This window comes from Nocardia sp. NBC_00403 (assembly GCF_036046055.1).
Classification (GTDB): Bacteria; Actinomycetota; Actinomycetes; order Mycobacteriales; family Mycobacteriaceae; genus Nocardia.
Map to the genome: position 1 here is coordinate 7747245 of NZ_CP107939.1, position 26751 is coordinate 7773995.

The 26751-nt window shown below is 66.0% G+C and carries 22 protein-coding genes and 1 tRNA gene; 10 read left to right on the forward strand and 13 right to left on the reverse strand.

Annotated elements, in window-relative coordinates; all coding sequences use genetic code 11:
- The first annotated feature begins 165 nt into the window (after positions 1-165).
- The 3 genes from OHQ90_RS34745 to OHQ90_RS34755 all read left to right on the forward strand — a co-directional run bounded on the left by OHQ90_RS34745 (position 166) and on the right by OHQ90_RS34755 (position 2885).
- Positions 166-1047 (forward strand): slipin family protein, encoded by an 882-nt coding sequence (locus tag OHQ90_RS34745; protein WP_328404838.1) that lies wholly within the window; start codon positions 166-168, stop codon positions 1045-1047.
- A gap of 211 nt (positions 1048-1258) precedes the next feature.
- Positions 1259-2353, forward strand: a complete 1095-nt coding sequence (locus OHQ90_RS34750) for a hydroxyacid dehydrogenase (RefSeq protein WP_328404840.1) — start codon at positions 1259-1261, stop codon at positions 2351-2353.
- Positions 2354-2627: 274 nt separating this feature from the next.
- Complete coding sequence (locus OHQ90_RS34755; protein ID WP_328404842.1) at positions 2628-2885, forward strand: hypothetical protein; 258 nt, start codon at positions 2628-2630, stop codon at positions 2883-2885.
- Here OHQ90_RS34755 and OHQ90_RS34760 read toward each other — a convergent pair.
- Positions 2842-4797: an ABC transporter ATP-binding protein/permease gene (locus tag OHQ90_RS34760; protein WP_328404844.1), complete on the reverse strand. Its 1956-nt coding sequence runs from the start codon at positions 4795-4797 to the stop codon at positions 2842-2844. The two genes, OHQ90_RS34755 and OHQ90_RS34760, sit on opposite strands and share 44 nt — an antisense overlap.
- A gap of 170 nt (positions 4798-4967) precedes the next feature.
- On the reverse strand, positions 4968-5210 hold the full coding sequence (locus OHQ90_RS34765; RefSeq protein ID WP_328404846.1) for a hypothetical protein: 243 nt from the start codon (positions 5208-5210) through the stop codon (positions 4968-4970).
- Positions 5211-5800: 590 nt separating this feature from the next.
- Here OHQ90_RS34765 and OHQ90_RS34770 point away from each other — a divergent pair.
- Positions 5801-8239, forward strand: a complete 2439-nt coding sequence (locus OHQ90_RS34770) for a heavy metal translocating P-type ATPase (RefSeq protein ID WP_328404848.1) — start codon at positions 5801-5803, stop codon at positions 8237-8239.
- A gap of 713 nt (positions 8240-8952) precedes the next feature.
- Positions 8953-9357: a DUF302 domain-containing protein gene (locus OHQ90_RS34775; RefSeq protein WP_328413318.1), complete on the forward strand. Its 405-nt coding sequence runs from the start codon at positions 8953-8955 to the stop codon at positions 9355-9357.
- 319 nt (positions 9358-9676) lie between these two features.
- On the opposite strand, the gene OHQ90_RS34780 is transcribed toward OHQ90_RS34775, so the two are convergent.
- Together OHQ90_RS34780 and OHQ90_RS34785 are read right to left on the reverse strand one after the other, a co-directional pair.
- The gene (locus OHQ90_RS34780; protein ID WP_328404850.1) at positions 9677-9841 is read right to left on the reverse strand and encodes a hypothetical protein; all 165 of its coding nucleotides are present in this window, start codon (positions 9839-9841) and stop codon (positions 9677-9679) included.
- Between the two features lie 142 nt (positions 9842-9983).
- Positions 9984-10056: transfer RNA gene (locus tag OHQ90_RS34785), tRNA-Ala, on the reverse strand.
- A 121-nt stretch (positions 10057-10177) separates the two neighbouring features.
- On the opposite strand from OHQ90_RS34785, the gene OHQ90_RS34790 reads away from it, so the two are divergent.
- The 3 genes from OHQ90_RS34790 (at position 10178) to OHQ90_RS34800 (ending at position 12640) form a co-directional block, all read left to right on the forward strand.
- Positions 10178-10687: a DUF222 domain-containing protein gene (locus tag OHQ90_RS34790; RefSeq protein ID WP_328404852.1), complete on the forward strand. Its 510-nt coding sequence runs from the start codon at positions 10178-10180 to the stop codon at positions 10685-10687.
- A gap of 149 nt (positions 10688-10836) precedes the next feature.
- Positions 10837-11763: a tyrosine-type recombinase/integrase gene (locus tag OHQ90_RS34795; protein ID WP_328404854.1), complete on the forward strand. Its 927-nt coding sequence runs from the start codon at positions 10837-10839 to the stop codon at positions 11761-11763.
- 226 nt (positions 11764-11989) lie between these two features.
- Positions 11990-12640 carry a hypothetical protein gene (locus OHQ90_RS34800; RefSeq protein ID WP_328404856.1) on the forward strand — a complete coding sequence of 217 codons (651 nt, stop codon included), beginning with the start codon at positions 11990-11992 and terminating at the stop codon, positions 12638-12640.
- A gap of 150 nt (positions 12641-12790) precedes the next feature.
- Here the strand turns inward: OHQ90_RS34800 and OHQ90_RS34805 are convergent, their stop codons facing one another.
- Complete coding sequence (locus tag OHQ90_RS34805; protein WP_328404858.1) at positions 12791-15817, reverse strand: Tn3 family transposase; 3027 nt, start codon at positions 15815-15817, stop codon at positions 12791-12793.
- Positions 15818-15866: 49 nt separating this feature from the next.
- Between OHQ90_RS34805 and OHQ90_RS34810 the strand changes: the two genes are divergently transcribed.
- Together OHQ90_RS34810 and OHQ90_RS34815 are read left to right on the forward strand one after the other, a co-directional pair.
- Positions 15867-16811, forward strand: coding sequence for an HNH endonuclease signature motif containing protein (locus OHQ90_RS34810; RefSeq protein ID WP_328404860.1), 945 nt, complete (start codon positions 15867-15869; stop codon positions 16809-16811).
- A 353-nt stretch (positions 16812-17164) separates the two neighbouring features.
- A complete protein-coding gene (locus OHQ90_RS34815; RefSeq protein WP_328404862.1) occupies positions 17165-19099 on the forward strand; it encodes an MFS transporter in 1935 nt (644 codons plus the stop codon).
- A 61-nt stretch (positions 19100-19160) separates the two neighbouring features.
- On the opposite strand, the gene OHQ90_RS34820 is transcribed toward OHQ90_RS34815, so the two are convergent.
- The 8 genes from OHQ90_RS34820 to OHQ90_RS34855 all read right to left on the reverse strand — a co-directional run bounded on the left by OHQ90_RS34820 (position 19161) and on the right by OHQ90_RS34855 (position 26683).
- A complete protein-coding gene (locus tag OHQ90_RS34820) occupies positions 19161-19550 on the reverse strand; it encodes an MmcQ/YjbR family DNA-binding protein (RefSeq protein WP_328404864.1) in 390 nt (129 codons plus the stop codon).
- 27 nt (positions 19551-19577) lie between these two features.
- Entirely contained in the window at positions 19578-20315 is a 738-nt protein-coding gene (locus OHQ90_RS34825; protein WP_328404866.1) for a DsbA family protein, read from the reverse strand.
- Positions 20316-20392: 77 nt separating this feature from the next.
- Positions 20393-21727 (reverse strand): MFS transporter, encoded by a 1335-nt coding sequence (locus OHQ90_RS34830; RefSeq protein ID WP_328404868.1) that lies wholly within the window; start codon positions 21725-21727, stop codon positions 20393-20395.
- Positions 21720-23360, reverse strand: coding sequence for a phosphoglucomutase (alpha-D-glucose-1,6-bisphosphate-dependent) (gene pgm, locus OHQ90_RS34835; protein WP_328404871.1), 1641 nt, complete (start codon positions 23358-23360; stop codon positions 21720-21722). Before pgm ends, OHQ90_RS34830 begins: the two co-directional genes overlap by 8 nt.
- Before the next feature lie 47 nt (positions 23361-23407).
- Complete coding sequence (locus OHQ90_RS34840; RefSeq protein ID WP_328404873.1) at positions 23408-23770, reverse strand: fluoride efflux transporter FluC; 363 nt, start codon at positions 23768-23770, stop codon at positions 23408-23410.
- The gene (locus tag OHQ90_RS34845; protein ID WP_328404875.1) at positions 23767-24141 is read right to left on the reverse strand and encodes a DUF190 domain-containing protein; all 375 of its coding nucleotides are present in this window, start codon (positions 24139-24141) and stop codon (positions 23767-23769) included. The genes OHQ90_RS34840 and OHQ90_RS34845 overlap by 4 nt, the downstream gene beginning before the upstream one ends.
- A gap of 28 nt (positions 24142-24169) precedes the next feature.
- Positions 24170-24595, reverse strand: a complete 426-nt coding sequence (crcB, locus tag OHQ90_RS34850; RefSeq protein WP_328404877.1) for a fluoride efflux transporter CrcB — start codon at positions 24593-24595, stop codon at positions 24170-24172.
- 588 nt (positions 24596-25183) lie between these two features.
- Positions 25184-26683 carry an MFS transporter gene (locus tag OHQ90_RS34855; protein WP_328404878.1) on the reverse strand — a complete coding sequence of 500 codons (1500 nt, stop codon included), beginning with the start codon at positions 26681-26683 and terminating at the stop codon, positions 25184-25186.
- Between the last annotated feature and the right edge of the window lie 68 nt (positions 26684-26751).

The window sequence follows — 26751 nt, forward strand, 5'->3', positions numbered from 1 at the left end:
GAACACGTGTACTGGGCCGCATTCTGAGGACGGCGAGCCGAATTCGTCGTGGGCACCCCGCATCGAGCCGGTTCGCCGGTGGTCGCCGCGCCGGCATTCGTCGGCGACAACGCCGACCATCTCGTTTCGGATGCCGACGCGAATTCGCGTCGGTGAGGAGTAGTGATGAACGGAATCATCGTTACCATAATCGTCGTGCTCGTCGTGGCACTGATCGCGCTATCGATGTCGATTCGTGTGGTGACCCAATACGAGAAGGGCGTGTTGTTCCGCCTCGGGCGCGTGATCGCGGTCAGAGAACCCGGCCTGAGATTCATCATCCCGGTCGTCGACCAACTACGGAAAGTGTCGATGCGCATCATCACCATGCCGATCCAGTCGCAGGGCATCATCACCCGCGACAACGTCAGCGTCGACATCTCCGCCGTCGCCTACTTCCGGGTCGTCGACGCCGAGAAATCTGTCGTCGCGATCGAAAATGTCTACGCCGCAATCGATCAGATTGCCCAGACCACGCTGCGCAAGGTGGTCGGGCAGCACACCCTCGACCAGGCACTGGCCGAGACCGACACCATCAACGCCGATATCCGCCAGATCCTCGACACCACCACCCTCGAATGGGGTGTCGAAGTCACCCTGGTCGAATTGAAGGACATCCAACTGCCCGACAGCATGCAGCGCGCGATGGCTCGACAAGCCGAGGCCGAACGCGAGAAGCGGGCAAAAATTATTGCCGCCGAAGGTGAATCGTTGGCCGCCGCAGCACTCGGCGACGCCTCCGACACCATGATGGCCCACCCTCTCGCCTTGCAGTTGCGCAACCTGCAGACCCTGATCGAACTCGGCGTCGACAAGAACACCACCGTCGTGTTCCCAGCACAACTGATGAGCGCCATCGGCGACATCGGCGCGTTCTTCGCCCGCGAAACCACAAGTTCCACAGCATTGGGTTCCACCACTCGAACACCGCCGAAAGCCCAACCGGTGCCGACACCGACACCCAACGGAGCCGCCGACCTCGTGGCAAGCACGCCCGCATCGGATTGACGTACCGCACGGATCCACCCAGCTTCGGGGCAAGAGCCGGACATTGGGAGGGATCGGCGTCGTAAGACGACCTACGGCGACGTCGAGTCGACGGTCGGCGTTGGCCTCTCGACGCAGACCGGAGCACCGGGCACAGTCGGTACATGGATGTGGCGCACAGCATCCGATCAACGAACGAGACCGGGGCGGGCTACTCGACCGAGGAGTTTCGATGAGGGTTGCGATCTTCGAGGCCGAACAGTGGGAGCATCGGGCGTGTCTGCGATTGGAGCCCGACCACCAGGTTCACTGTTCGGCTCAGACGCTCAACGTGCGCAACGCGGCCGACTACGCCGACGCCGAGGTGCTCAGCCCCTTCGTCTATTCGACCTTGAGCGCCGAAGTTTTGGCCCAGTTCCCGATGTTGCAGCTGATAGCCACGCGCTCGACGGGGTTCGACCACATTGATCTCGAATATTGCGCATTGCACGGCATCACCGTCTGCAACGTGCCGGACTATGGCGATGCCACCGTGGCCGAGCATGTCTTCGCCCTGCTGCTCGGCCTGGCCAGACACATCGTGGACGCAACCGAGAGAACGCGACAAGGGGTCTTCTCGCACTCCGACCTGCGAGGATTCGAACTGAGCGGAAAAGTCCTCGCCGTGATCGGAACCGGACGGATCGGGCTGCGCGTCATCCAGATCGCCCGTGGCTTCGGGATGCGGATCATCGCATCGGACCGCCAACCGGACGCGGCGGCGGCGCAACGGCTCGGATTCCGCTATGCCTCCCTCGACGAGACGCTCGCGGCCGCCGACATTGTCACCCTGCACGTTCCCGCCACCCCCGAAACCGCTCATCTCATGTCCGACCGCGAGTTCGCGTTGATGAAGCCCGGCGCCGTCCTCATCAACACCGCGCGTGGCACCGTCGTCAGCGTGCCCGCGCTCCTCCGCGCACTCGACAGCGGAAGGTTGAGGGCCGCCGGTTTGGATGTGCTTCCCGACGAGCATGCCATTCGCGAAGAGGCGGAGATCTTCCGGGAACTCGGACCCGAGGGCTACGACATGGCGGCGCTGATTGCCGACCACATCCTGCTGCGCTTTCCCAATGTGCTTGTCACGCCACACATTGCCTACAACACCGACGAGGCGGTACATCGGATCGTCGAGCACACTGTGCAGAACATCGAGGCGTACGCCCGCCATGACGCACGCAATGTCGTGCGGGCACCGACCCAGTCGAGGAGCGCGAGTGAATCCCCGCCTGCACCCGAAAATCGCTGCGGCACAACTATTGACGGCCTTCGAGCGGATCGCCAGTGACGAACTCCCGTTCGAGTCTATGCGCATCGGCTCGCCCGGCCCCAGGGTCGGGATCTGCGATGGCCGGGTGGTGTGAAACGGCATGACGTGTGGGGATCGGTCCAGCACGGTCGCCTCCGCGACGACGGATGCCGGAAGCGAATTCGATCCGGGGGCTGTGCCATGCGTAGCGCAGCTGTACCCGCCGCACGAGCGGCTAACGGCCCCGCGTGCGGCGATCCAGCGGGAAACGATCCGTTGGTGACGTTGACCCATTTGTTGCACCTAGCATCCTGTGCTGTGGGAGCAGGCGACCGACCCCAACATCCGGACAACGGTTGCCACTGTGCTCTCGCCGCTGCGCACCTCAGCCGAATCCCACCCGGCGACGCTGAACGCGTCGGTTCGCCAGGTCCTGGCCGACGCGCTGCGTCCGGTCGATGGGGCCGCGCCGGTGGTGATCGCGCACGCGCTCGCACAGTTCCTCGACGAGAACTACGGGCGGTTCTTCATCGACTCGTTCCGCAAACGCAGCCGCTACCAACCGGGGTGAGTGACCCAATTCCGTTGGGCGGCCCCGACATTCGAAGCCTGCTGGACATGCGGCCCACCGCACTGCCGTGGCGACTGGCGAACCGGCTGGACGAGACTCGCCAGGTCTGCCTCGAAGTCGCCGAAGCGCTTCGACAAACCTTTGGCTCGGATCGCGTGGCGGCCAGGAGCAGGTTGGCGGCGGCATAGCCGGGCCACTGCGCGGCGTCGAACACCGTAGCTGTGATGGCCAGAGCCGCAGCGGTCACCACGGTGGCGGCGACGGCGATGACACCGAGCAGGGCGGCGAGCAGCGCGCTGGGGCGGTATCCGGCCAGCCGCAGTCTGCGGTCGCCGCGCGCGGAGTCGACGACGATGAACAGTCCGGCCAAGGTGGACAGGGCAGTGATCGCCATCGGTGTCATGGTCCCGGCATGCACGTCCGGAAACCAGAACGACGGGGTGACCGGTTCTGCGTTCTCACACAAGGTCAACATCATCGACCGGGCCGGGGTGGTGACCTTGGCCAGGAGCACGAACACGATCGGGACCGCGACCAGCAGCACCGCGAGCACGGGGTTACGGCGCAGGTCGACCAACCCCAGACGCAGACCGGTACGCAACTGACCCGCAGCGCGCGCCGTCGTGGCCGACACCCGCGAACTCGATACCAATACCGCGCCCGCGATGACCGTGGCGGCCAGCACCCACACCAGGGCCGCGCCGAGATCACCGATCCGGCCGCCGTGGTGGGTGGGCAGATCGACCATCCATCGGGCAACGAAATGTGTAGGGAACCAACGAGTTATCCGTTCCGCGGTCTCGCCGACCTGGCCGATGAACACGTCGATGATCCAGACGAACAGGATCACCACGGCACCGTTGACCGGGTTCGGGACCAGCACGCCGATCACCGCCCCGATCGCCAGATAGATCACCGCGAACATCAATATCGCGGCGATCACCCGCGCGGGTGCGTCGATTCCGGTGCGTGCGGTCAGCGCGAGCAGCGACACCGTCGACACCAGCACGGCCAGCGCGAATCCGGTTGCCGCCCGCGCGGCTACGAGCCTGGTCGGGGACAGCCCAGCCAATACCAGTCGTCGATCGGTCGCACGGGCCGAACGGATCTGGAAGTACATGGCGATACTGGACAGGAACCCGGCCGCCCAACCGGCGGTCGCGGTCTCCACCTTGGCGGCGGGCCCGAGGACCCGGCCGAGCAATTCCATTGCCTGCGTAATGGTTCCGGCCGCGACCAGCACGAACACCGCGGGCACGATCACCAGCACGATCAGGTTGGCCGGATTACAGAAATAGTCGGCCATAAAACACCGGACGAACAGTGCGAGTGCGCGCCGGCGCTCAGGGACAGCCACGGTAGCTGTCATCGCGGCACCGCCCGCCCCTCGCGCAACTCGACGATACGGTCGAAGCGATGGTTGTCGGTGACGAAATGGCTGATGATCAGGACCGTCCGGCCCGCCGCGCGCCGGGCGGGCCACCAGTTCCCAGAATTTGAGGTAGGTGTCCCAGTCGAACCCGGCTGAGGGCTCATCGAGCAGCAGCACTTCAGGGTCGGCCAGCAGCGCGAGCGTAAGGTTCAGTTTCGCCAGGGTACTGCCGGACAGGCGATCCGCGCGGGTCCCGGCGTAGCGTTCGAATCCCAATGCGGCGTACAACTCTCGCCGTGACCGTCGTTCGGCCGCTCGGGTCATCCGGTAGGCGCGGGCGAACAGTTCGATGTGCTCATCACAGGTCAAACGCTCGTAGAGGATCGGCTGCTGCGGGCAGTAGCCCAGTCGGCTGGACCGGGTCACGCTACCGGCGTCGGCGGCCAGTTCGCCGACGAGGATTTTCATCACCGTCGACTTGCCCGAGCCGTTCTCACCGACCAGCCCGACCACCTCACCGGGCCGAAGCGCCAAATCCACCCCGCGCGCAGCACGGGCTGGCGACGGGAGAAGGGCAGGCCGCCACGACGATACGACTTCTCCAGGCCCTCAGCGACCAGCAGTGGCGCAGCGTCGGTCGCACCAGCAGCGCCGGGCTCGTCGGGGCGGGTAGCCGACTGCGGTGGGGTCGATGGTCATGACACGGGTTCCTACGACCGGCCGGAGGTGGGGCCGTGATCGTGGCGCTTGTGCTTGTCGAGTGGCTTGCGGTTGCCCAGTTGGTCATCACCGCCGCCACGGCCGGGCCCGGCCATCATGAGCATCATCATCACCGGACACGCCATCACCACCAGCGCGACCAGCAGCGTCGACATCGACACTCCGCCAATGGCCAGACCGACGACCAGCAGGGCCAGTGCGAGTGCGTACCACGGCAGATACCGACTGTTCACGGCATTCCTCTATCTATCGGACTACCTCGGTCTGCTCCGGCGCACCGGGCGCAGGAATGGGACGAGGTCGCGCATAGCAGCGCCAAAGGACCTCCACGGGACCCCCAAAGGTCCCTACCCATGAGGGGTATCGGCACGGCAGCATCGGGAGCATCACAAGACCGCACCCGGTAGGTCGGGCGCGCGGTCGGCCCGCCCGCGGACAAGGAATCAATGCCATGAGCCCGATGCAGATGTTGTGTCAGTGGATGTGCAGTTTGATGGGTGGTTGCCCGATGATGGGGCAGCCGATGTGACAGGTTGGCGGCCCCAGTCGTGCACGGTGGCCGGGAAGGTGCGGTCGTGGCGATTGATCGTCATCGCCGGTGCCGGTGGTGGGTGTGGCACTCGGTGTGGTCGTACTCGGTGAGCAATCGGCCGTGCCTCAAATCGCTGGCGCCGCCGTGGTCGTGGCGTCACCAGTTGTCGCGCATGCCGGACAACGAAAATCCGCAACCGCACTACCCTCGGTGGACACCGAACCGGCGAGACAAAACCCCCGACACCGGATCGCTTGTCCAGCAGTCATTTTCACGAAAGGAACGCCGGTCATGGATGAGGACACCGGGCGTAGTACCGCCGTGCTGGACGTCAGCGGGATGGGTTGGGCGAGCCAGCAGAACGTCGTAACCGCCGTCCTGGGTAGGCGTCCTGGCGTGGTGGAGGTGGCAGCGAATCCGGTATCGCAAACAGCGACAGTGGTCTTCGACCCGGCCCGCACCTCGCTGGCGGAGTTGACCGGCTGGGTCCGCGACTGCGGATTCCATTGCGCGGGCCAATCGGTGCCCGCCCACATTTGCGACCCGATGACCGAGCCCGATCCACCCGCCTCCGACGGATACCCGACAGCCACCGCGGTGAGCGACGCGTACCCGAGGCATGCGCCGCCTGCCGAAGGTGAGCAGTTGCGCTCCCCGCACGATGCGATGGGCCACGGCGGGGGTGAGGGCATGTCGATGGCGTCGATGGTCGCGGACATGCGTAACCGGTTCCTGGTTGCGGTGCTGTTCTCGATCCCGATCGTGTTGTGGTCGCCGATGGGATCACAAATGTTCGGCCGCGACCTTCCCGTGCCATTCGGTATGCGCCAAGACATTTGGGCCTTGGTGTTGAGCCTGCCGGTGATCTTCTATTCGTGCACCATCTTCTTCGACGGCGCCCTTCGCGCACTGCGTGCCCGCACCCTGGACATGATGGTGTTGGTCGCCGTCGCGATCGGCGGCGGGTGGGGGTACTCCCTGGTCATCACGGTCACCGGCGGCGGGGAGGTGTTCTATGAGGCCGCAACGGTTTTGGCGTCGTTCGTGCTGTTGGGGCACTGGTTCGAGATGCGCGCCCGCGGCGGCGCCAACGACGCCATCCACACCCTGCTCGACCTCGCCCCACCCAAAGCCGTTGTCCTGCGTGAGGGTGAGCCGGTGGAGATCCCGACCGCCGAGGTGGTGGTGGGGGATCTGCTGCTGGTGCGTCCCGGTGCGAAGGTCGCCGTCGACGGGGTCGTCGAGGACGGTGACAGCGAGGTCGACGAATCGATGGTCACCGGCGAAAGCCTGCCGGTACACAAAGCCATCGGCTCAGCGGTGATCGGTGCGACGATCAACGCCAACGGCACCTTGCGGGTGCGGGCCACCAAGGTCGGCGCGGATACCGCTCTGGCACAGATCGTCAAACTCGTTCAGGAAGCACAGAATTCGAAGGCTCCGGGTCAGAAGCTGGCCGACCGGGCCGCGTTCTGGCTGGTGTTCGTCGCCCTGATCGGCGGCGGGCTGACCCTCGCGGTGTGGCTGCTGTTCTCCGATCGTCCGTTCAGCGCCGCGATCCTGTTCGCCATCACCGTCGTCGTCGTCACCTGCCCCGACGCGCTGGGGTTGGCCACCCCGACCGCGATCATGGTCGGCACCGGACTGGGCGCCAAACGTGGCGTGCTGTTCAAAAACGCGCTTGCCCTGGAGACCTCGGCGCGCATCGAGGTGGTGGTGATGGACAAGACCGGCACCCTGACCAAGGGGGTACCGGCGGTTACCGATGTGGTGATCGGCGGTAACGGGCCCACCGAAGACGAGGTTTTGCGGCTGGTAGCTGCGGTCGAACGGGAGTCCGAGCACCCTTTGGCCGAGGCGATCGTGCGCCACGCGCGCGAACACGGCGCTGCTGAGGTCGCGGCGACACGGTTCGAGAACGTGCCCGGCCACGGCGCGGTCGCCGAGGTCGACGGGCGCCGCGTGGTGGTCGGAAACCGGCGACTACTCGACCGCGAAGGCATCGACCTGGGGACGTTGGCGCAGGCGCGCGACACCCTCGCCGCCACCGGGCACACCGCGGTGCTGGTCGCCGTCGACGGGGTCGCGGCGGCGGTGATCGGCATCGCCGACGCCCCGCGCGAAACCTCGGTGGCCGCGGTGGCGGCGTTGCAGGATTTGGACGTGGAAGTCGTCATGCTCACCGGCGACAACCAGGCCACCGCGGCACGGATCGCCCGTGGCATGGGGATCGACACGGTAATCGCCGAAGTGCTGCCCGGTGACAAGGCCGCCGAGATCGCAGAGCTACAGGCCAGTGGACGCAAGGTCGCGATGGTCGGCGACGGCGTCAACGATGCCCCCGCGCTCGCACAAGCCGACCTCGGCATCGCGATCGGTGCGGGCACCGACGTCGCCATCGAAACCGCCGATATCGTCTTGATGCGCTCGGACCCGCTCGACGTGCCTACAGCCCTGCGGATCGGGCGCGGCACGCTGCGCAAAATGCGCCAAAACCTGGGCTGGGCAGTCGGTTACAACACCATCGCCCTACCGATCGCCGCCGGTGTGTTCGAGCCCGCGTTCGGTCTGCTCCTGCGCCCCGAGATCGCCGCCCTGTCGATGTCGGGATCGAGCCTCATCGTCGCCGTCAACGCGTTGGCCCTCAAACGACTGCGACTGCCGGCCACACCGCCAGCGCCCGCCCACAGCGGCGTTTCCGCAGAGTCGGGCAGCGTTGTGACGGCATGACCATGACATGTTCGCCCTACGTTCCGCACCTATTGTCGCTGCGCGACCGGGTGGCGGCGCTGCGGGCGGTCTTGGCCGCCGAGACCGAGCCGCTGATCGCCGGGGGCGACCACCACGACGACGAACACGGCCACGACGCAAAGGCCCTGCGCCGCAACACCGCGCTCGCCTGGGTCCGCGGACACGACCGGCCGCTGACCCACGACAAATTCCGCCCAGGCGACCGGCCCGTGCTCGAGGACATCAACCCGTCGGGCTGGCCGGAGCTGCGGGTGCATGTCACCTCCGGCGGTTGGCATCTGGTGATCGTGTGCCGGGATTTGCTCAACCCACATGCCGTGCACGCCCTCACCGAAGCCGGAGCGAACCTGGTGCTGGTGCCCGCGATGAGCGAAACGCTGCTGGCCTTCGGCGGTTCCCGCACGAACGTCGTCGGCGCCAACCAGGCGCTAGTCGCGGTTGCCGACAACCCGGCACAATGGGTTACCCCCGAACATCCGGCCACCCGCGAGTCCGCTCGAGCGCTGTTCGGACACCCGGGCTTCCTCGGGCAGACGACACCGGTGAGGCGACCCACCGTCGAACCCGGGGTGGCCTTGCTTGACGTGAGCTGCGGACAGCTGCGCTGGCTCGGCTCCGACGGCCACGCCGCCGGAGCAACTCTGGATTCACGTGCCACACAACCTCGACACCACTCGATCAGGGAGCCGATCATGAAGCTTGCACTCTCGACGACACTGCAGACCACCTTCGATGACGCGCTCGCGCGTACTCGACAAGCATTGGCCGAACAAGGATTCGGCATCCTCACCGAGATCGACGTGAAGGCGACGATGAAAACCAAGCTCGACGCCGATATGGAGAACTACATCATCCTCGGCGCCTGCAATCCGCCACTGGCACACCGCGCTCTGGGCGCAGACCGGCAGATCGGAGTGCTACTGCCATGCAACGTCGTCGTCCGCACCGACACTTCCACCGACGGCGAGACCGTCGTCATCGAGGCGATGAACCCTCAGCTGATGGTCGACGTGAGCGAGCTGTCTGTGCTGCAGGACGTCGCCGACGAGGCCACGGACAGACTGCACAAGGCCATCGACTCGCTCACCGATCGATAACGGAGTCCGACCTCAGCCCGCGCGACCGGTGATCATGGCGCTGTCCAGGTGCCGACAACCTCGCCGGGCAACCCCTGATGCGCAGTTCCACGCTCGCCCCGGAGCCGATCGGGGTGGCGAAGCGCACCCGGCTCGGATCACGGCGGCGTTCATCGCGTTGAACCGACTGTAGCAACGGATTCGCACCGGGCAGGACATCCGCAGGTCGGAGCCATACCGGGGTTGGGTACTTCGACGATCGGCAGCGCGGCTCTTGTTTCGGAGCCCCGGGCCCGCGAACCTCTCCGACAGCGCCCGACTCATCGAAGTGGCACTCGAACTACTCGAAGACCCCCAACAGCTCTATCGCCGATGCAACGACCAACAGCGTCGGATGCTCAACCAGACCATCTTCCACGCCCTCTACATCGACGACGAGCAGATCACCGACCACAGCCTTCGAGAGCCATTCGGCCGCCTCCACGCCATCCAGCACACGCGGCAAACCGAACACCCCGCCCCCGCCACAGATGCAAACCCCCGGCCCACAGAAACCAACAACGCCACCCCTTCACAAAGAAGCGGCGGCGTTGACGTCCTGCTACACGGCATTGACTTAGCGCCGTGTTCTAGTAAGCCCTTCAAGGTGGAGCTAAGGGGACTCGAACCCCTGACCCCCACACTGCCAGTGTGGTGCGCTACCAGCTGCGCCATAGCCCCTGGTGATTGCCCTCAGGTTTCCCTGACTGCCTGAACGAAGTTACACCACCGGCGTGTCAGCAACCAAATCGCCTTGATTCGGGGGGTGACGAAGGGGGTTGATGATCGTAGAATCGAACATATGTTCGATATCGATGATCTCTCGGCGGTGAACTTCAGTGCCATTAGTGACGAGGGGCTTATCGACGCCCTTCGGACGGCGCACGGAGCGGCTGCGGCCGCGCAGGCGACGGAGGTGTTCGCTGTGCGGGAGCTGTATCGGCGGCGGCGTGCGGACAGTGCGGATCCGGGGCCGGATGGGGTGCGGGGCGGGGAGTTCGCGGCGACGGAGGCGGCGGTGGCGCTGCAGGTCGACGAGGCCACCATTGCGGCGCTGATCGATATCGGGATGGCGCTGGAGGACGCGCTACCGCGCACGCGGGTGGCGTTCGCGGCGGGGCGGATCGATCTGGCGAAGGTGCGGGTGATCGTCGACAACACGCGCGCGGTGGCGCGGGAGGTGGTGGCGGATTTGGAGCCGCGATTGCTGGAGGCGGCGGGGCGGACCAATGCGCTACGGCTGCGGCAGGCGGCACGGCGCTGGGCCGCTCGGCTCGATCCCGGTGGCACGCGGCGGCGGCGAGGGGGTTGAGGAGTAAATTCGCCCGATCCGGCGCTAAGGATTTACGGCAGATAGCGGCACACTATCTGCCATAGAATGCGAGTCGTCCTGGCGCGACGGCACCTTCGCGATGGGGCGGCTCGGGAAACTATCTGCCGTAGCGCGGAAGGCGGTCGAAATTGGGCGCGGTACGGACGCTGCCGACAGTGGCGGCCGGGGTGCGGTTGGCGGATGGGGTGAAGATGTATCTGGACACGATCCCCGTCGACAACACCCGCCGAGGCTACGGGGCGGCGTTGGACCGGCTCGTACGCGATTTCGGCGCGGACACCGATGTGGCGCTGCTGGACCCGGACCGGGTGTCGGGCTGGTTCGTGTTCGTGTGGGGTGCGAAGTCGCCGAAGACGTTCAACCTCCGGTTGACCGCGTTGGCGTCGGCGTGCGCTTGGTGGCGCAAGCAGGACTGGCTCACCGGAGATCCGTTGGTGCGGTTGCAGGCGCGTCCGGCCCCGCCGGACAACAGCCGGGCCATGACCCACGACGAGGTCGCCGGGCTGCTCGATTCGGACGCGCCGCTGCGGGAGCGCACGTGGTGGACGATGCTCTACGAGACCGCGGCCAGGGCCGAAGAGATCCTGATGCTCGACGTCGAAGATCTCGACACCGTGAACCGTTGCGCGACCGTGGTTCGCAAGGGCGGCGCCCGCGACGTCATCTATTGGCAGACCGGCACCGCGCGGCTGCTGCCCCGCCTGATCGCCGGCCGCAAGCGCGGGCCGTTGTTTCTCACCGACCGCAAAGCGAAACCGTCTGTGGCGCTGGAGGACATCGACCCGACCACGCGGCGGGCCCGGTTGTCGTACCGGCGTGCGGCGACGCTGTTCGAGGAACACACAACGGTGATGAAGCGCGGCCCGTTCACGCTGCACCAACTCAGACACAGCAAGCTCACCCACGCCGCCGAGACCGGCGCGTCCACGCCGATGCTGATGGCGCTGTCCGGGCACTCCTCGGTGCGTAGCCTCGCGAAATACACCAGGGTGTCGGCCGAGGCGCTGGGGCGGTGGCAGGCCGAGACCGACCCGGCCTCCAGGCGTCGGCGGTAGCTCGGCCTGTTCGGGTCGATTCACTGACGGCATGGTGAGCACGGCCCGATCGACGCGGCGGCGTGTGTTGAGCTGCTACTGGTGGTTGCAGGTGAAACTGAGCGTCACATGATGGCTCTAACGGTGATTCGTGCAGGCGAGTTTTGACATCACATGGAGGTGTATGGGCTGGGCTTCGCCGCCCGGGCCAGGGGATTGAAACCGGCTTGCAGGCTAGGCTTCCGGCATGAGCACGGCGCAGTCCGACAACCTTCCCTGTCGACAGGAGAAGCGACGACTCCGGTCACAGCTCGCCTGGTACCTGTTGCTCGCCTGCACGGTTGCGTCTTGCCTGGGGGCACTCGTCTGGGCAAGCGTCCCGGACAGCGCAGAGTCGTTGCTGTTGTGGTTTTTCTTGATCAGCGCGTCGTTTGGGTTGTTATGCGTGATTATCGGCTACCTGACCCGGGTAGTCGTAACCCGGCGGTTTCGGGTACCCGAGCTAAGTCCCCTGCTTGCGCCTGCGCTGGTGGTGGCGTTCACGGTGTCTGCGTGGAGCGCAGACCTACCGATCGCTGTGCGCTGGCAGTTCTCGTCGCACAGCTTCGATGATGCCGCACAGCAGGTGCGCGACGGTGTCGATCCGCGGACGTTCGAAGGTCACCGGCTCGGGCTCTACCGCATCGACAGTGTGGACCGCTACGCCTACGGTATCTACTTCCGGACCAGCCCCATGACGGGCAACTGCTCGAGCGGGGGCGGAGGGTTTGCCCAGCTTACCGGCGCCTCTCGCGCGTCTGACGCGTTCCATCATCTGAATGGTGACTGGCATTGGTTCTGCCTCGACAGTGCTAGGGAAGGGACAGTGCCAGACCAGCCGATCGGGGGATACCGATAGCTAACGAGTCCCAGGACACGGTGACGGTTACGGCTGGCTTTCCGGCCGATTGGTTTGCGCCTCTTCGATTTCGGCATCCCAAATCCATCCTCTTCATGGAACGGTCGGCGTCGACGACCAGTGTGGCCGCAGCCACTGGGCAACGCCTGCTCACTCGTCGTCGCGGGCGGCGGGATCACGTAACTTCCGGTGGCTGCCGCCGAGGTCGGGCAGGTGGAAGGCGTAGTGGCCGTCGATGCCTATATGGGTGCGGATGAACGCCGACAGCCGCTGCGCGTCGTCATCGCGCACCGGATAGCCTTGGGCGCGTAGCTGTTCCAGGGCGTGGTTGGTGTAGAACGTATTCCACAGAACGGTGCAGTTGAGCACCAACCCGAGCGCGGAGAGCTGATCTTCCATACCTTCGTAATAGGTGCGGGTCATCTCCCCTTTCTTCCCGTGGTAGATCCGCCGCGCCAGGTCGTGGCGACCCTCGCCGAGATTGGCCTGGACCTTGCCCTCCCGCCGATACGGTTCGTCGTCGGCCAGACGCAGGATGTGCAGGGTTTTGAAGATCCGCCCGTAGTGCGCGATTCCCTGACCCAGCGGGGTCGGGCTCCCATCGCGAGAGATCATGCGTGTGACGTCGTGAGCGGAGACCTCACACTCGTTGATCGACACCGCGACCCGGCACATGTCCTCCCAGTGCGCGGCGATCTTGTCGGTGTCGATGCGCCCCCGCGCGGCCTGGTTGAGCGGTCCGTAGTCAGCACCCGGGTCGAACCGCCACAACCGCTGATCAGGCAGATTCGCCAACTGCGGCCTGTACCTCTTGCCGATCAAATGCACCAGACCGAACACGATGTCGCTATAGGAGCCGGTGTCGGTGATGATCGCCTCGGGTACTTTTCCGCCCTGCTGGAGCTGCACGACATCGATGAAGTTCAGCGAGTCGCGCGGCGTCCCGGACAACACCTTGGCCGCCAGCCCAGCGGATTGGTCGTTGAGCATGTTCAACCAGGTGATGCCGCGTTTACGGCCGAAGTACTTCGGGTTCGGTCTCGCGTGGATCGTGCGGACCGGAACCACGAACCGCATGCCGTCGACCGAAGCGAGCAGCCCGCCACCCCACAGCTGCGCCAACTCGATCTCGGCCTGGGCCTTGACCAGCTCCACGTTGGCCGCGGTCAACGTCTCCAAACGGATATAGTTCTGGTCGACGTGGTGCAAACGGTCACGGGTCAGCGCGTCCACACCGGGGCTGGTCACCGGCTTGAAACCTACGTTCATCGCGTGCGCGCACAGTACCGCGGCGACCGACAATCCGAGATCGGCGACGCGGGCGCCGTTGCCGGAGGCGTGGGTGAACGACTCGGTGAACCCGGGCACCCAGGACATGACTTCCAGGACCAGCTCGGGCAGGTCGACCTCTGGCAACATGGCCTCGACCCGGCGGCGCAGATCGACCAGCGACGGCGGGTCCGGCTCGGCCTTCAGCGCGGCGAGGTGGAGTCGACCGTCCTCGTCGACGGTCGCCGGGCCGTCGCTATCCAATCTCGTGGCGACCTCACGGTAGGCGGTGTCCACCGCGGCAGCATGCTCGGCGAGCAACGCCCCCGGATCATCTGGCAGGTTCAACGCGTTCATCCCGGCCTCGCGGGCACGTTCCCACGCTTGCCCGACCAGCAGTTGGGCTCTCGGGTCACGCCATCGCGTCGAATGCGGGGCAAAGATGTTGCGGTGCTTGAGATGCCGATGGAACTGCTCGAGCAGGCACAGCGTGTAGGCGGCGCGGTCGACCGTTTCCGGGGGACGACCTTCCCGGTAGACGAGGCGCTTCCAGCCGCCGCCGATGAGGTCGTGGTCGACCTGGCGGGCATCGAGCCAGCTTGCGGGCAGTTTCGACTTCGTCGTCATCAGCTCACCCAAGGTATTCATCGCCGCCAGCACCGCTGCACCGTCCGCGGTGGCCCCGAACACCACGGTGCGCATCAGCCGGGGCAGGAACACCCGGACTGTGGCCAGGCGACCGGCCAACTCTTCGAGGCGCTGCTCGTTGAGTTCGGCGTCATCGACCGGAACCAGCTCGTCGATCACCGCGACGGCGGCCCGTAGCTCGCTCTTGGTCGCGGTGTTCTCGATCAGATCCCACATCATCTCCAAGCTGAGGTCCGGTTCGACCTCGGTCATCTCCAACAGCACCTTCATCGCCGCCGCGAGCTTGCCCGCATGACGCGAGACCCGCGGATACCGGCGCAGTTTCTCATCACGCGACTCACGTTCGGCCTTCGACAGCAGATTGGTGACCATCAACAGGTCGAACAACTCGAGCACGTCATCGGTCGCTCTGCCCGAGAGCACTTTCACCGTGGCGACCATGACCGCCAGGCGATTGCGGCGGGGCTCAAGGCGACGCAACGCAGGCGCCTTACTCGACAACCCGTAGGTGGCCAGCCCGATCACCCGACGCTGCGGCACCATCGACACATCCAGGGATTGACCGCCCAGCCCGATGAGGTCAGCAAGCCGGTCCAAGGCGTCGAGCATCCCCTTGGAGCTGGTCCGGAACACGCCCTTGCGGAGCCGTTCCAGCTCGCTGACACGGCGTCTGCCCTCGGGTGCATCCAGCAACCCCAGTAGCGCCGACCCCGAACCGGCGGTCAGTTGATCGGTCAGCGCATTCCACAACCGCTGATCAGCGGTGTGTCGCCCATCGGTGACCAAACGTTCCAAGGTCCGGGGACCGGGAAGCAGCGCCTGGCGGTTGCGTAGCCAGTCGACTGCCCCGGCGAATATCGCTTTGGGCCCATCGCCGCTCACCCACGCCTGGTCGGCGACCCACGCCGCCAACTCGGCCTCGACCTCGCTGTAGGAGGTCAGGTCGTACTCACGCTGGATCTCCCAGGCATGTTCGAGCTTGGTCTTTTCCCGCTCGGTGTACTGCTTCACACACGAGGAGTCCTCGATACCCAACTGCTCGGCGAGGTAGTCGACCAGCTCAGGGGATACGTCGAGCGGATCGGCCAGAAACATGCCGAGCTGACGGGCCGTGACGACCTGAAGCGCGAATCCAAGGCGGTTGTAGTCCCGACGCCGACCCGCGATCAGCTTGCGGTCTTCGTCATCGAGGTAGAAGAACCGCTCCAGCTCAACGCGGGACAACGCCCCGAACCGGCCGTAGCCGCCCTCATCGGTCACGACGACATGAAATCACCTGTAGGTCAACACCGCTCGATATTCAGCGCGCTTGGCGCCGGATCGGGCGGATCTGCTCCTCGACCCCCGGCGAGAGCGGCGGCAGGAAGAACGCGATGTTCGGCTGCGCGCGGTCCAGGACAGCATGGCCGTTTTCGACGGCCTGCTGCCCGCGCCGGGTGCCCAGACGGTGGCGATGCGGCTACGGGAAATGAGCATGCAGGTGTGCGCGTCGGATCCACGGACGATGCCGCAGCGGCGCGCAGACGCGCTCGTCGCGCTGGCCGATGGGTCCGGGCAGTTGCGGTGTCAGTGCGGGCGCGGTGCGCGCTGCCCCAAGTACGGCGTGCCGATCGAGCGGCCGCGCCGCCCGCTCATTCAGATAGGTATCCCCGCCGATACCCTGCTCGGGATTCAGGAGTCGCCCGCATTCCTGGCCGGCTATGGGCCCATCGACGCGGCGCTGGCGCGAATACTGGCCGAACATGCTCGCATCCAGGTGATTCCGGAACAGTCCGATATCGACGACCCGACCACCGCCGAGGAGGCGGCGCAGTGGCGGCCCACGCCCCGGCTGGAACGCGAAGTCCGTGCGGTGGACGGAATGTGCCGCTTCCCCGGTTGCGCGATGCCTGCCGCCGAATCCGAACTGGACCACAACCATCCCTTCGACCACGAGCGACCATCCCGCGGTGGACCGACGGCACGCACCAACCTCGCCGTGCTCTGCGGTCGCCACCATCGCCTGAAGACGCTGGCGGACAAGGAGAACTCCCCTGGGCGGTCTGGCGCGCGGACCTGGAGCGCCTGCAGTGGACCGCACCGACGGGCGACATCCATACGACCGTCCGCGAGGGCGCCAAATACCTCTTCCCGCGCACCGACACCGGCGCACTCGCCGCCCCGTACCTCGGCGTCCACAGATCCGAGCAGGCGATGGACCCGCCCCGAGCCCTTCCCGACCGCCCCACCGCCGAAGAGATGGTGTACCCCTTGAACGGCTACGTAGTCGTCCACGGACAGCTTCGGCGGATCCCACCCGAAGACGAAATCCCCGACGACAGACCCGAGCCGGCCCGAAATCGCGCGCAATAACCCTTCGGCGTCAGCACTGCCCATCAACCAATCGGCACCCATTCTGCACGATTCGCTGTGCAGACCTCCGGAATCGAACCTTGTCGACCCCTGGCAACCGACGGCCCGGCGACAACAATCAAAACAAGCAGTTGTTTCGAGAACAGTGATGCAAATCACGGCCGGTCGCTACATTGTTTCCACCCGGCTACTCGTCCTGAACTGCGGATGGTTCAGTCTCCTGCGAAATGCCGTGGCCAGAAAGGCATCTCGACCATGAGTTCGACCACGACTACGCCCCCGCCAACCCTGATCACCGGGTTGTGGCAGCGCAAACTACCGCACTATCCCGATACGCCCGCCCGCTCCTGGTACCTGGCCGTGGTGGTCATCGCCTCGATCGCACTGTATTACCAATTGTTCGTCACCGGCGCGGTGGGCAATGAGCTCATCGCGTACTTCGATCTCTCTTTTGCGTACTTCGTGTGGATCTTCATTATCGGCGCCGCATTCGGCGCGGTCGCTTCGGTGCTCGCGGGTGTGCTCGATCGGTGGGGGCGGGCGAATATCGTCGCCTACGGCGTGGTGATCTGCTCGCTGCTGACGCTGTTCGCGGTGCCCGCGACGACCTCGAAAGAGGCATACCTCGTCGTCTACATCCTGGTGAGCATCGTCGAGGGCGCTGTGCTCGTGGCGACGCCGGCACTGATCCGCGACTTCTCGCCACAGCTGGACCGCGCATCCGCGATGGGTTTCTGGACGCTCGGACCCGTCATCGGAGCCCTGGTCACCACCCAGATCTCCACCCGGACCCTGGACGCGCATCCGGACTGGCAGTACCACTACCGACTCTGCGGCGCGATCAGCCTCGTCATCGCTGTGATCGCGGTGATCGGATTGCGTGAGCTGAGTCCACAACTGCGCGACCAGATCATGGTGTCGCTGCGCGACCGGGCACTGATCGAGGCACGCGCCCGCGGCATCGATGTCAGCCAACTGGAGCAAGGGCAGTGGCGGCAGATGCTGCGCCTCAATATCGTGGGGTCAGCCCTGGGGATCAGCCTGTTCCTGGCCTTCTTCTACACGATCGTGTCGTTCCTACCGGTCTACATGGCCACGAACTTCGGCTTCAGTCCGGCCAAGGCCAATGCGCTCGGCAACTGGTACTGGACCGCCAACGCGATCGCGCTGGTGCTCGCCGGTATCGCGTCGGACAAACTCAAGGTGCGTAAGCCCTTCATGATCGTGGGCGCGCTCATCAGCATCGTCGGTATGTTCGTTTTCATCGGCTACACCGACAAACCCGACACCGGCTACTACGCGTTCGCAACGGTTTTCGTGGTCATCGCAGTCGGCACCGGTATCGCCTACTCCACCTGGATGGCCAGCTTCACCGAGACAGTCGAGGACCGGAACCCGGCCGCGACGGCCGTCGGACTCGCGGTGTGGGGCGGCACCCTGCGCGGCGTCGTCACTGTCGTCCTGTTCGGCTTGCTCATCGTGGTGAACGCGGCGGGCCCGCTGGTCAATTACGGCCCCAAGCTCCAGGAAATCCAGCACCGATTCGGCCCGGAGCTGGCGACCATCCAGCAGGTCGGACCGGAAACCCTTGCGGCGCTGAAAACCAACCCCAACGATCCGGCCGCACAGCTCACGGCGATGACCAAGCTCACCGGCGCCACAGCGGCCGAGATTCAGGCGGCCTTCGGGCTGAGCATGAAATACCCGCAGGAAGTCGCGACCCTGCAAGCCATCGCTCCCGCCACGTTGGCGGCGCTTGCGGCCAACCCCACCGATGCGAACGCCGGACTGGCGGCGGTCGGTCAGGTGGCCAAGAAGTTCGGTATTCCGCCGGACCAGGCGATCGCCCGCCTCACCGCCGTCCAGCAGATTCCACCCGCCGAACTCGCCGTAGCCGCGAAGGTCGGCCCGCAACTCGAGCAGGCGAGCGCGAAGCTGAAGGCGGTCGGCACCATTCCCGTCGAAGACCAGGCCTACCTGGCCGAGCACGCCACAGAAGTGCAGCAGGCGCAAGCCGATTCGCCCTCGCAGTGGAAGCGCTGGTGGTGGATCTGCCTGATCGCACAGGTCGCTTTCCTGCCGTTCGTCTTCCTGATGGCCGGACACTGGAGCCCGAAGAAGGCCGCGGCGCAGGCCCAGGAGCACGACAAACTCGTCGAGCGCGAACTCGCCACCCTGTCGACGACGTGACGCCGCCGGTTCGGGCGGCGCGATCGCATCGCCCGAACCGGACGCTTCGACGTTGCGGCCGTCAGCGACCGTGGAGGTAGCTGTCGGCCAAACGGGCTGGGGCGCAAGCCAACCAACCGTCTTGCAGGAGTTCGCGCAGCCGCTCGACGGTGGTGCGATTCAGTTCGACGAGGACCGCGGCATAGCCGTCGAAATGCGGGATGGTGAACACACCGGGGCGATCCTCGGCGAGAACGGCTTCCTTGTCGTTGAGGTCGGCCAGCCGCACCGCGAGGATCGGCGCCTCGGGCCGCTCGGTATCGCCGAATCGCTTGATATCCGCCTTGCTGAACGGTCGTTCCCACGCGAAAGCCTTGCCCGCGACCGACCATGTCCGGTAGTCGAATCGCAAGCCTTCGGTCACCTCGGGGAGCTGAAGAGCGATCTCAGCGGCATCGTCCAGGGTTGCCACTCCTACGACGCTAGCCGATTCTCGCGATCAGCGTGCGACGTCGAGGACCCACTCTTCGTTGTTGACGTCCAGCTTGGTCTTGCCATCGAAAACCGAAGGGGTTGCCGCACGCCCGTCGAGCAGTTCGTTGAGCGCGCCGAGCGCGACCAGGGCGTGCGCCCGCGCGGCATCGACCTTCGCGCCGGAAGCGATGCATTGCGCCACCTGATCGGATGCGCCCGCCTCCCGTGCCACCGCGGCCAGTTCCTCGTTGCTCAGGTCCGCGCCGCCCTCCTCGGGCTGCCTCGTGGTGAACAACAGCGTGTGGAACTTCGAGTAGACCGGACCGGAACCGGCCTCGGCGACACACTCGTTCGCGGCGATCGCGCGCGTCGAGTAATCCTTGCTGCGCGACTTGGATTCGAGAAAATTGACCAGGTGATAGCGCACCGCGAGCTTGCCTTCGTCTTGCTGCTGCGCGATTTCCTGACCGTAGACGCGCTCCATCGAACCGCAGCCCGGGCACAGCGGGTCGGCGTACACGTCGATCGTCTTCCGCGCGTCCGGGCGACCGACGAGGATCAGGCCGTCCGGCTGCAGCGCCACGACCACCGCCGAGCTGTGTACCGGACCGTACCCGTCATTGCGCACGGCGGGTTCGTCGCGACCCCACCGCATGGCCAGGATCACGATCAACACGATGAGCGCGAGAGCCACGGCGCCGAGGGCATAGGTGGTCTTGCTCGACATCGGTCGCGGGGTGTAGTTCGAACGCGATTCGCTCACCCCGAACACTCTGCCGCAACCGTCCGGGTCGACCCGCGCCGGGTGCTGGCGAACGTGCGAGTGTCCCACCGCTTGGGCTAGACCTTGGCGCGTCCCTCCGCGGCGTCGAGAACTCGCTCGGGAGCATCATCCCCGCACGACTCCGCGGCACGATGCGCGAGCTGATATTCGGCGTCGTCGCACGGTACGCCGCTCACATGATCGGATCGATCGGTGTCGAGCGGTCGAATCCGCGACTGCAACGGCTCCGGCACCACAACCCACACCACTGCGGCGACGGCGAGCAGCGCACCGGTGACGGTGAGCGCAACCCCGTAGGAGACGTGTTGCGCCAGCGCACCGATCGCGACCGGGCCGATGACGGTGCCCAGGTCGGCCGCCATCTGGAAGCCGGCGAGCACCGGCCCGCCGCGTGCCTTCGGCCCGATCACGTCGGCGAGCGCAGCCTGCTGCGTCGGCGTCAGCATGCCTGAACCGAGCCCGGCCACCACCGAACTCACCATCAGCCACAACAGGTTCGGCGCGAATCCGAGCCCGATCGTGCCGACCGAACACACCAGCGATCCGGCGATCAGAAACGGTCTACGGCCCCAACGATCCGACAGCCGGCCCGAGAGGAACAGCACCGCCACATTGCCCGCGGCGAACACCGTCAGCGCGACGCCGGCCATCCCCGACGGCTGATGCAGCACCTCGACCACGAGCAACGGCACCAACGCCATGCGCACGCCGAAGACCGCGGCGCCGTTGGCGAAGTTCGACCAGAGCACCGCCCGATATTCCGGCCGCGCCCAGCCCTGCCGGAAGGTCAGCACCCGCACCGCACCGGTCGCCTCCGGCGCGGCCAGATTCGAGTTCCGCAGGCTCAGGTAGACGGCCACGGTGACGGCGAGCAGCGCGACCATGTAGATCACGAACGGCGCCCGCAGCCCGAGACCGGACAGCGCCCCACCGACCAGCGGCCCGCTCACCGAACCGATCAGGAAGCTGGTCGACCACAGCCCGGACACCCGCCCGCGCTGCGCGGGCGGCGACAGCCGAATCACCAGTGCGAGCGAGGAAACGGTGAACATGGTCGACCCGATGCCGCCGACCGAACGCAAAACCAGCAGCTGCCAATAACTCTGGGCCAGCGCGCTCGCGCCCGTCGACACCGCGACGATCAGCAGCCCGCTCAGATACACCGAGCGCTCCCCCAAGCGTTGCACCAGTCGGCCGCTCACCGGGGCGAACAGCAGCCGCATCAACGCGAAGGCGCTGATGATCGCCGACGCTGCCGCCACACCGACGCCGAAACTGCGCGCGTACTGCGGCAGCACGGGTGCGACCAAGCCGAAACCGATGGCAATGACGAACGCGGCCCCGACCAGCACCCAGATCTCGGTGGGCAGGGCCTTCGATCTACTACTCACCCGACAGCGCCTGCCCGACCATCTCCTCCGCGGCGGCCTGCACCTGCGTCAGATGCTCGGGGCCGTGGAACGATTCGGCGTAGATCTTGTACTTGTCCTCGGTGCCGGACGGGCGCGCGGCGAACCACGCGTTCTCCGTCGTCACCTTCAGACCGCCGAGCGGTGCGCCGTTGCCCCGTGCCCTGGTGAGCACCGCGGTGATCGGCTCGCCCGCGATCTCCTGTGTGGTGATCATGTCCGGCGTCAACTTCGCGAGCAGCTCTTTCTGTTCCCCGGTTGCGGCGGCGTCGATCCGCGCGTAGGCGGGGCTGCCGTAGCGCTTCTCGAGTTCGACATAGCGCGCCGACGGGCTCTGACCGGTGACCGCCGCGATTTCGGCGGCGAGCAGTGCGAGCAACAGTCCGTCCTTGTCGGTGGTCCAGACGGTGCCGTCCATCCGCAGGAAGGATGCACCTGCGCTCTCCTCGCCACCGAAAGCCAAGCTGCCGCTGAACAATCCGGGCACGAACCATTTGAAGCCGACCGGCACTTCGTGCACGTCGCGGCCGAGCACGCCGACCACCCGATCGATCATCGACGAGCTCACCGCCGTCTTGCCGATCTTGGTCAGCGCGTCCCAGCCCATCCGGTTCGCGACGAGATATTCGATGGCGACCGCGAGGAAGTGGTTGGGATTCATCAACCCGCCGTCGGGCGTGACGATGCCGTGCCGGTCGGCATCGGCGTCGTTGCCGGTGGAGAGGTCGTAGTCGTCCTTGATCGCGATCAGCGAGGCCATGGCGTAGCGCGAGGACGGATCCATGCGGATCTTGCCGTCGCTGTCGAGGGTCATGAACCGCCAGGTCGGGTCGACGAACGGGTTGACGACCTCGAGCTCGAGGTCGTAGCGCTGACCGATTTCCTCCCAGTAGTCGACGCTCGCCCCACCCATAGGGTCGGCGCCGAGCCGGATCCCGGCGCCGCGAATGGCGTCCAGGTTCAACACGTTCGGCAGGTCCGCGATGTAGTGGTCGAGGTAGTCGTAGCGTTCGACGCTGGTGTCCAGCGCATGCTGCAGCGTGGTGCGGCGGATGCCCGCGAGACCGCCGCGCAGCAGTTCGTTGGCGCGGGCGGCGATGGCGTCGGTGGCAACGGTGTCGGCGGGACCGCCGTGGGGCGGGTTGTATTTGAAGCCGCCGTCACGCGGCGGGTTGTGCGAAGGGGTGACCACGATGCCGTCGGCCTGGTGGCGGGTGCCGCCGCGATTGTGGCGCAGCACCGCATGACTCAGCGCGGGGGTCGGGGTGTATCGGTCGCGGGCGTCGATGATGGCGGTCACATCGTTGGCCGCGAGCACCTCGAGTGCAGTGGTCCACGCGGGTTCCGACAATGCGTGTGTGTCCCGGGCCAGATACACCGGGCCGGTAATGCCCCGGGTCGCACGGTATTCGATGATCGCCTGGGTAATGGCCAGAATGTGCGCCTCGTTGAACGCGGTGTCCAAGCTCGAGCCACGATGCCCCGAGGTGCCGAACACCACCTGCTGGGCGGGATCCTGCGGATCCGGGATGCGGCTGTAGTAGGCCGTCACCAGATGCGCGATGTCCTCCAGGTCGGTGGGTCGCGCGGGTCGCCCGGCTCGATCATGGGCCATGCTCGGGTCTCCCTTCCGGATCGGCTGCGCCCGGCTCGTCATCAGAATCATGTCCACAACCACTGTGTCGCGGATGCCGCGGCGAAGACCGCGACCAGACCGGCCACGACGCTGATCACGACATTGCCTGCGGCATAGGCGTAGGCGCCGTCGGCAATCAGCCTGATGGTCTCGTAGCCGAAGGTGCTGAACGTGGTGAGCGCACCGCAGAAACCGGTCCCGGCAGCGGTGAGCAGCCAACTGTTCGCACCCGCGCCGACCAGACCACCGAGCAACGCCGAACCGACAATGTTAACGGTCAAGGTGCCCCACGGCAGCAGAGATCCGAAACGTGCTGCGACAGCACGGTCTATCAGATATCGAGCGGGTGCGCCGAACATGGCACCGAGCACGACGAGTGCGACGTTCATCCGAGCATCCCTGCGGTCGGCTGCCAGATCGTCACGTCGGACAGGGTGACGTTCACCGCGGCGAGCATCTCGGCATTGTGCTCGACGAACGACCGCAGCCGCTGGGCATCATCGATGACCATCACCTGCACGGGTAGGTGTTCGGCCAGATCCAGGATCCGGCTGGTGTGGATGCGCGAGGAGGCGCCGTAGCCCTCGACTCCACGCCACACACTTGCCCCTGCCAATCCGGCGTCGCGGGCCCGCTGCACGATTTCGTGATATAGGGGGCCGTGTTTCCATTTGTCGTCCTCGTCGAGCAGCACCGTCAGCCGCGCGGCCTGCTTCCACTGTCCCGCCGTCGGACGCGCGCCCGCCGGTGAATCATTCATCGTCTGACCCCCTTCCGTCGTGCCGTCATCATGTCCGTCGAGCCCGTCTGGTCATCCATCGCGCCGAGCCCATTCCGAGCACGACCGCGACGAGCGCCGCCACCACCGTTCCCCCCAGATAGCCGAGCGCCTCGACCGTTGCACCCGATTGGAGCAGTCTACGAACCTCGAGGCTATAGGTGGAAAAAGTGGTGAAGCCGCCGAGCAGGCCGACGCCGAGGAACGGGCGGAGCAGTCTGTGGGCTACCCACACTTCGGTAATCAGAATCATCAGAATTCCGATCGCAAAGCATCCCACGACATTGATCGTGAACGTCGACCAGGGGACGTGGCCCGGTCGCGGCGGCCACCATACGCCGATGCGGTAGCGCAACATCGCCCCGATCGCGCCGCCGACGGAGATCACCAACAGCACCATCGGTTCGACGGCAGGGGCGTCGGTCCGCCGACCCATGCGCTGACCTCCTGCCGAGCCGAATGTCACCGGCGCAATGCTATCGGCTGTACCGTGCGGTCTGTTCGCCCGGGACGGCGGCACAAATTACGAACAGTACCGTTCGTCGACATGTGTGCAGGTACGACGTTCGAATGCCCAGAAGGTTTCGCCGAGGTTCCACCCAACCCCCTACAGACTCGGGTCCGGAGCGATGATGGCGGCACGACGAGCAGTACCCACGATCCATCGGGCGACGGCGAAACCACGCCGACTCGAGCGTCAGCAACTATTCGGCAGACGGAATTCGATCACCTTCGGCGGGCGCCGATCACTGCGGCGGCTCACCATCGCGACGCTATCGGTCGCGGCGGCGAGCCTCACCTACCTGCCGCCGGCCGCGACGGCGGCGATCATCCCGCTTCCCGACGGCGACGGATTCTATTTCGCGCCACCGAATGTGGGCGACTTCCAGCCCGGCGCCGACCGCTTCGCCGGCATCCCCCGCGCCGAGCAACTGCTGAGATTCACCGGCAACTACCGAGATTCGGTGACACAGCACAGCGCCCGCGTCGAAGCGACACGGGCGCTGTGCTATTCGGTCGAACTTCAGTGCGCGAGCACGGGCTCTCCCTCGGAGGGAGCGGGCACCGTGTTCGGCATCAAGAATGCGGTGATCACGGCGCCGGCCACGAAGATCGCGGTGGCCCACCAGAAGCTGGTGGTGTAGCTCTCGATCTGAGCCTGTGCCACGGCCATCGGACCCGGCTGATGCGAGGACAGGTAATCCGTCGCCGCCGACGCGGCAATGGTGCTCAACAGCGCGGTGCCGATCGAACCACCGACCTGCTGGCTAGTGTTGATCATCGCCGAGGCGACGCCCGCATCCTCGTGGTGCACACCGGCCGTCGCGCCCTGGAAGGCGGTCGACATCGCACCGCCGAGGCCCAGGCCCATCAGGACGAGGGCGGGCAGGATGTGCGTGACGTAACCGCTGTCCAGACCGATCCGGGTCAGCCAGGCCATGCCGGCCGCGGCAACGAGGAAGCCGCCCGCGACCACGATCTTCGGGCCGACTTTCGGCAGCAACAGCGAGGGCACCGTTGTCGACGAGACGACCATGCCCGCCACCATCGGCAGGAAGGCAAGTCCGGTCTTGATCGGCGAGTACCCCATGCTCAGCTGCATGTAGTAGGTGAGGAACAAGAAGATCGCGAACATCCCGATGCCCATGACGAACACGGTCAGGAACGAACCACCGCGGGTGCGGTCCAGCACGATCCGCAGCGGCAGCAGCGGGTTGGCGACCTTGGTTTCCAGCCACACGAACACCGCGAGAAGCACCGCGCCGCCGATCAGGAAGCCGAGGGTGACCGGGTTGGTCCAGCTGGTCGACTCGGCGTGCGAGAAGCCGTAGACGATGCCGAAGAGCGCGGCCGTCACCACGAGCGTGCCGGGGATATCGAGCTTGGGCCGCTCGGTGATCACGTGCTTGGCCAGCAGCAGCACCGCGCCGACCAGTGCGACGGCGGCGAAGGCCAGGTTGACGAACATCACCCAACGCCACGACGCCCATTCGGTGAGCATGCCGCCGAGCAGCAGGCCGATCGCACCACCGGCACCGGCGACCGCACCGAAGATTCCGAAGGCCTTGGCCCGCTCGGACGGTTCGGTGAAGGTGACGGTCAGCAGCGACAGCGCGGCAGGAGCAAGCAGCGCGCCGAACACGCCCTGCCCGACCCGGGCCGCAACGAGCATGTCGAAGCTGGTGGCCGCGCCACCGACCGCGGAGGCCCCCGCGAAGCCGATCAGACCGATGATGAAGGTATTGCGGCGACCGAAGAGGTCGCTGAGCCGTCCGCCGAGCAGCAGCAAGCTGCCGAAGGCCAATGCATAACCGGTGACCACCCACTGGCGGTCGCCGTCACTGAAACCGAGATCCTGTTGCGCCGCGGGCAGCGCGATGTTCACGACCGTCGCATCCAGGACGACCATGAGTTGTGCGACGCCGAGGACGGCGAGCACCCACCACCGCAGCGCGTGCGAGCCGCGCCTGCCGTTATCCGTTTTCTCGGGGGCGGGTGCCCCACGGTCGATCACCGTAGTCATGCTGTCCCCTTTGTATCGAGTCTTGATGCGGAGAAGGTGTCTCCGCTTATGAAAGAAGCTACCATGAT

Bases quoted from the DNA above. Each gene is read 5' to 3' on its own strand.
- OHQ90_RS34745 (WP_328404838.1), top strand. From the start codon at position 166: ATGAACGGAATCATCGTTACCATAATCGTCGTGCTCGTCGTGGCACTG.
- OHQ90_RS34750 (WP_328404840.1), top strand. From the start codon at position 1,259: ATGAGGGTTGCGATCTTCGAGGCCGAACAGTGGGAGCATCGGGCGTGT.
- OHQ90_RS34770 (WP_328404848.1), top strand. From the start codon at position 5,801: ATGGATGAGGACACCGGGCGTAGTACCGCCGTGCTGGACGTCAGCGGG.
- OHQ90_RS34775 (WP_328413318.1), top strand. From the start codon at position 8,953: ATGAAGCTTGCACTCTCGACGACACTGCAGACCACCTTCGATGACGCG.
- OHQ90_RS34790 (WP_328404852.1), top strand. From the start codon at position 10,178: ATGTTCGATATCGATGATCTCTCGGCGGTGAACTTCAGTGCCATTAGT.
- OHQ90_RS34800 (WP_328404856.1), top strand. From the start codon at position 11,990: ATGAGCACGGCGCAGTCCGACAACCTTCCCTGTCGACAGGAGAAGCGA.
- OHQ90_RS34815 (WP_328404862.1), top strand. From the start codon at position 17,165: ATGAGTTCGACCACGACTACGCCCCCGCCAACCCTGATCACCGGGTTG.
- pgm (WP_328404871.1), bottom strand. From the start codon at position 23,360: ATGGCCCATGATCGAGCCGGGCGACCCGCGCGACCCACCGACCTGGAG.
- OHQ90_RS34840 (WP_328404873.1), bottom strand. From the start codon at position 23,770: ATGAACGTCGCACTCGTCGTGCTCGGTGCCATGTTCGGCGCACCCGCT.
- OHQ90_RS34845 (WP_328404875.1), bottom strand. From the start codon at position 24,141: ATGAATGATTCACCGGCGGGCGCGCGTCCGACGGCGGGACAGTGGAAG.
- crcB (WP_328404877.1), bottom strand. From the start codon at position 24,595: ATGGGTCGGCGGACCGACGCCCCTGCCGTCGAACCGATGGTGCTGTTG.
- OHQ90_RS34855 (WP_328404878.1), bottom strand. From the start codon at position 26,683: ATGACTACGGTGATCGACCGTGGGGCACCCGCCCCCGAGAAAACGGAT.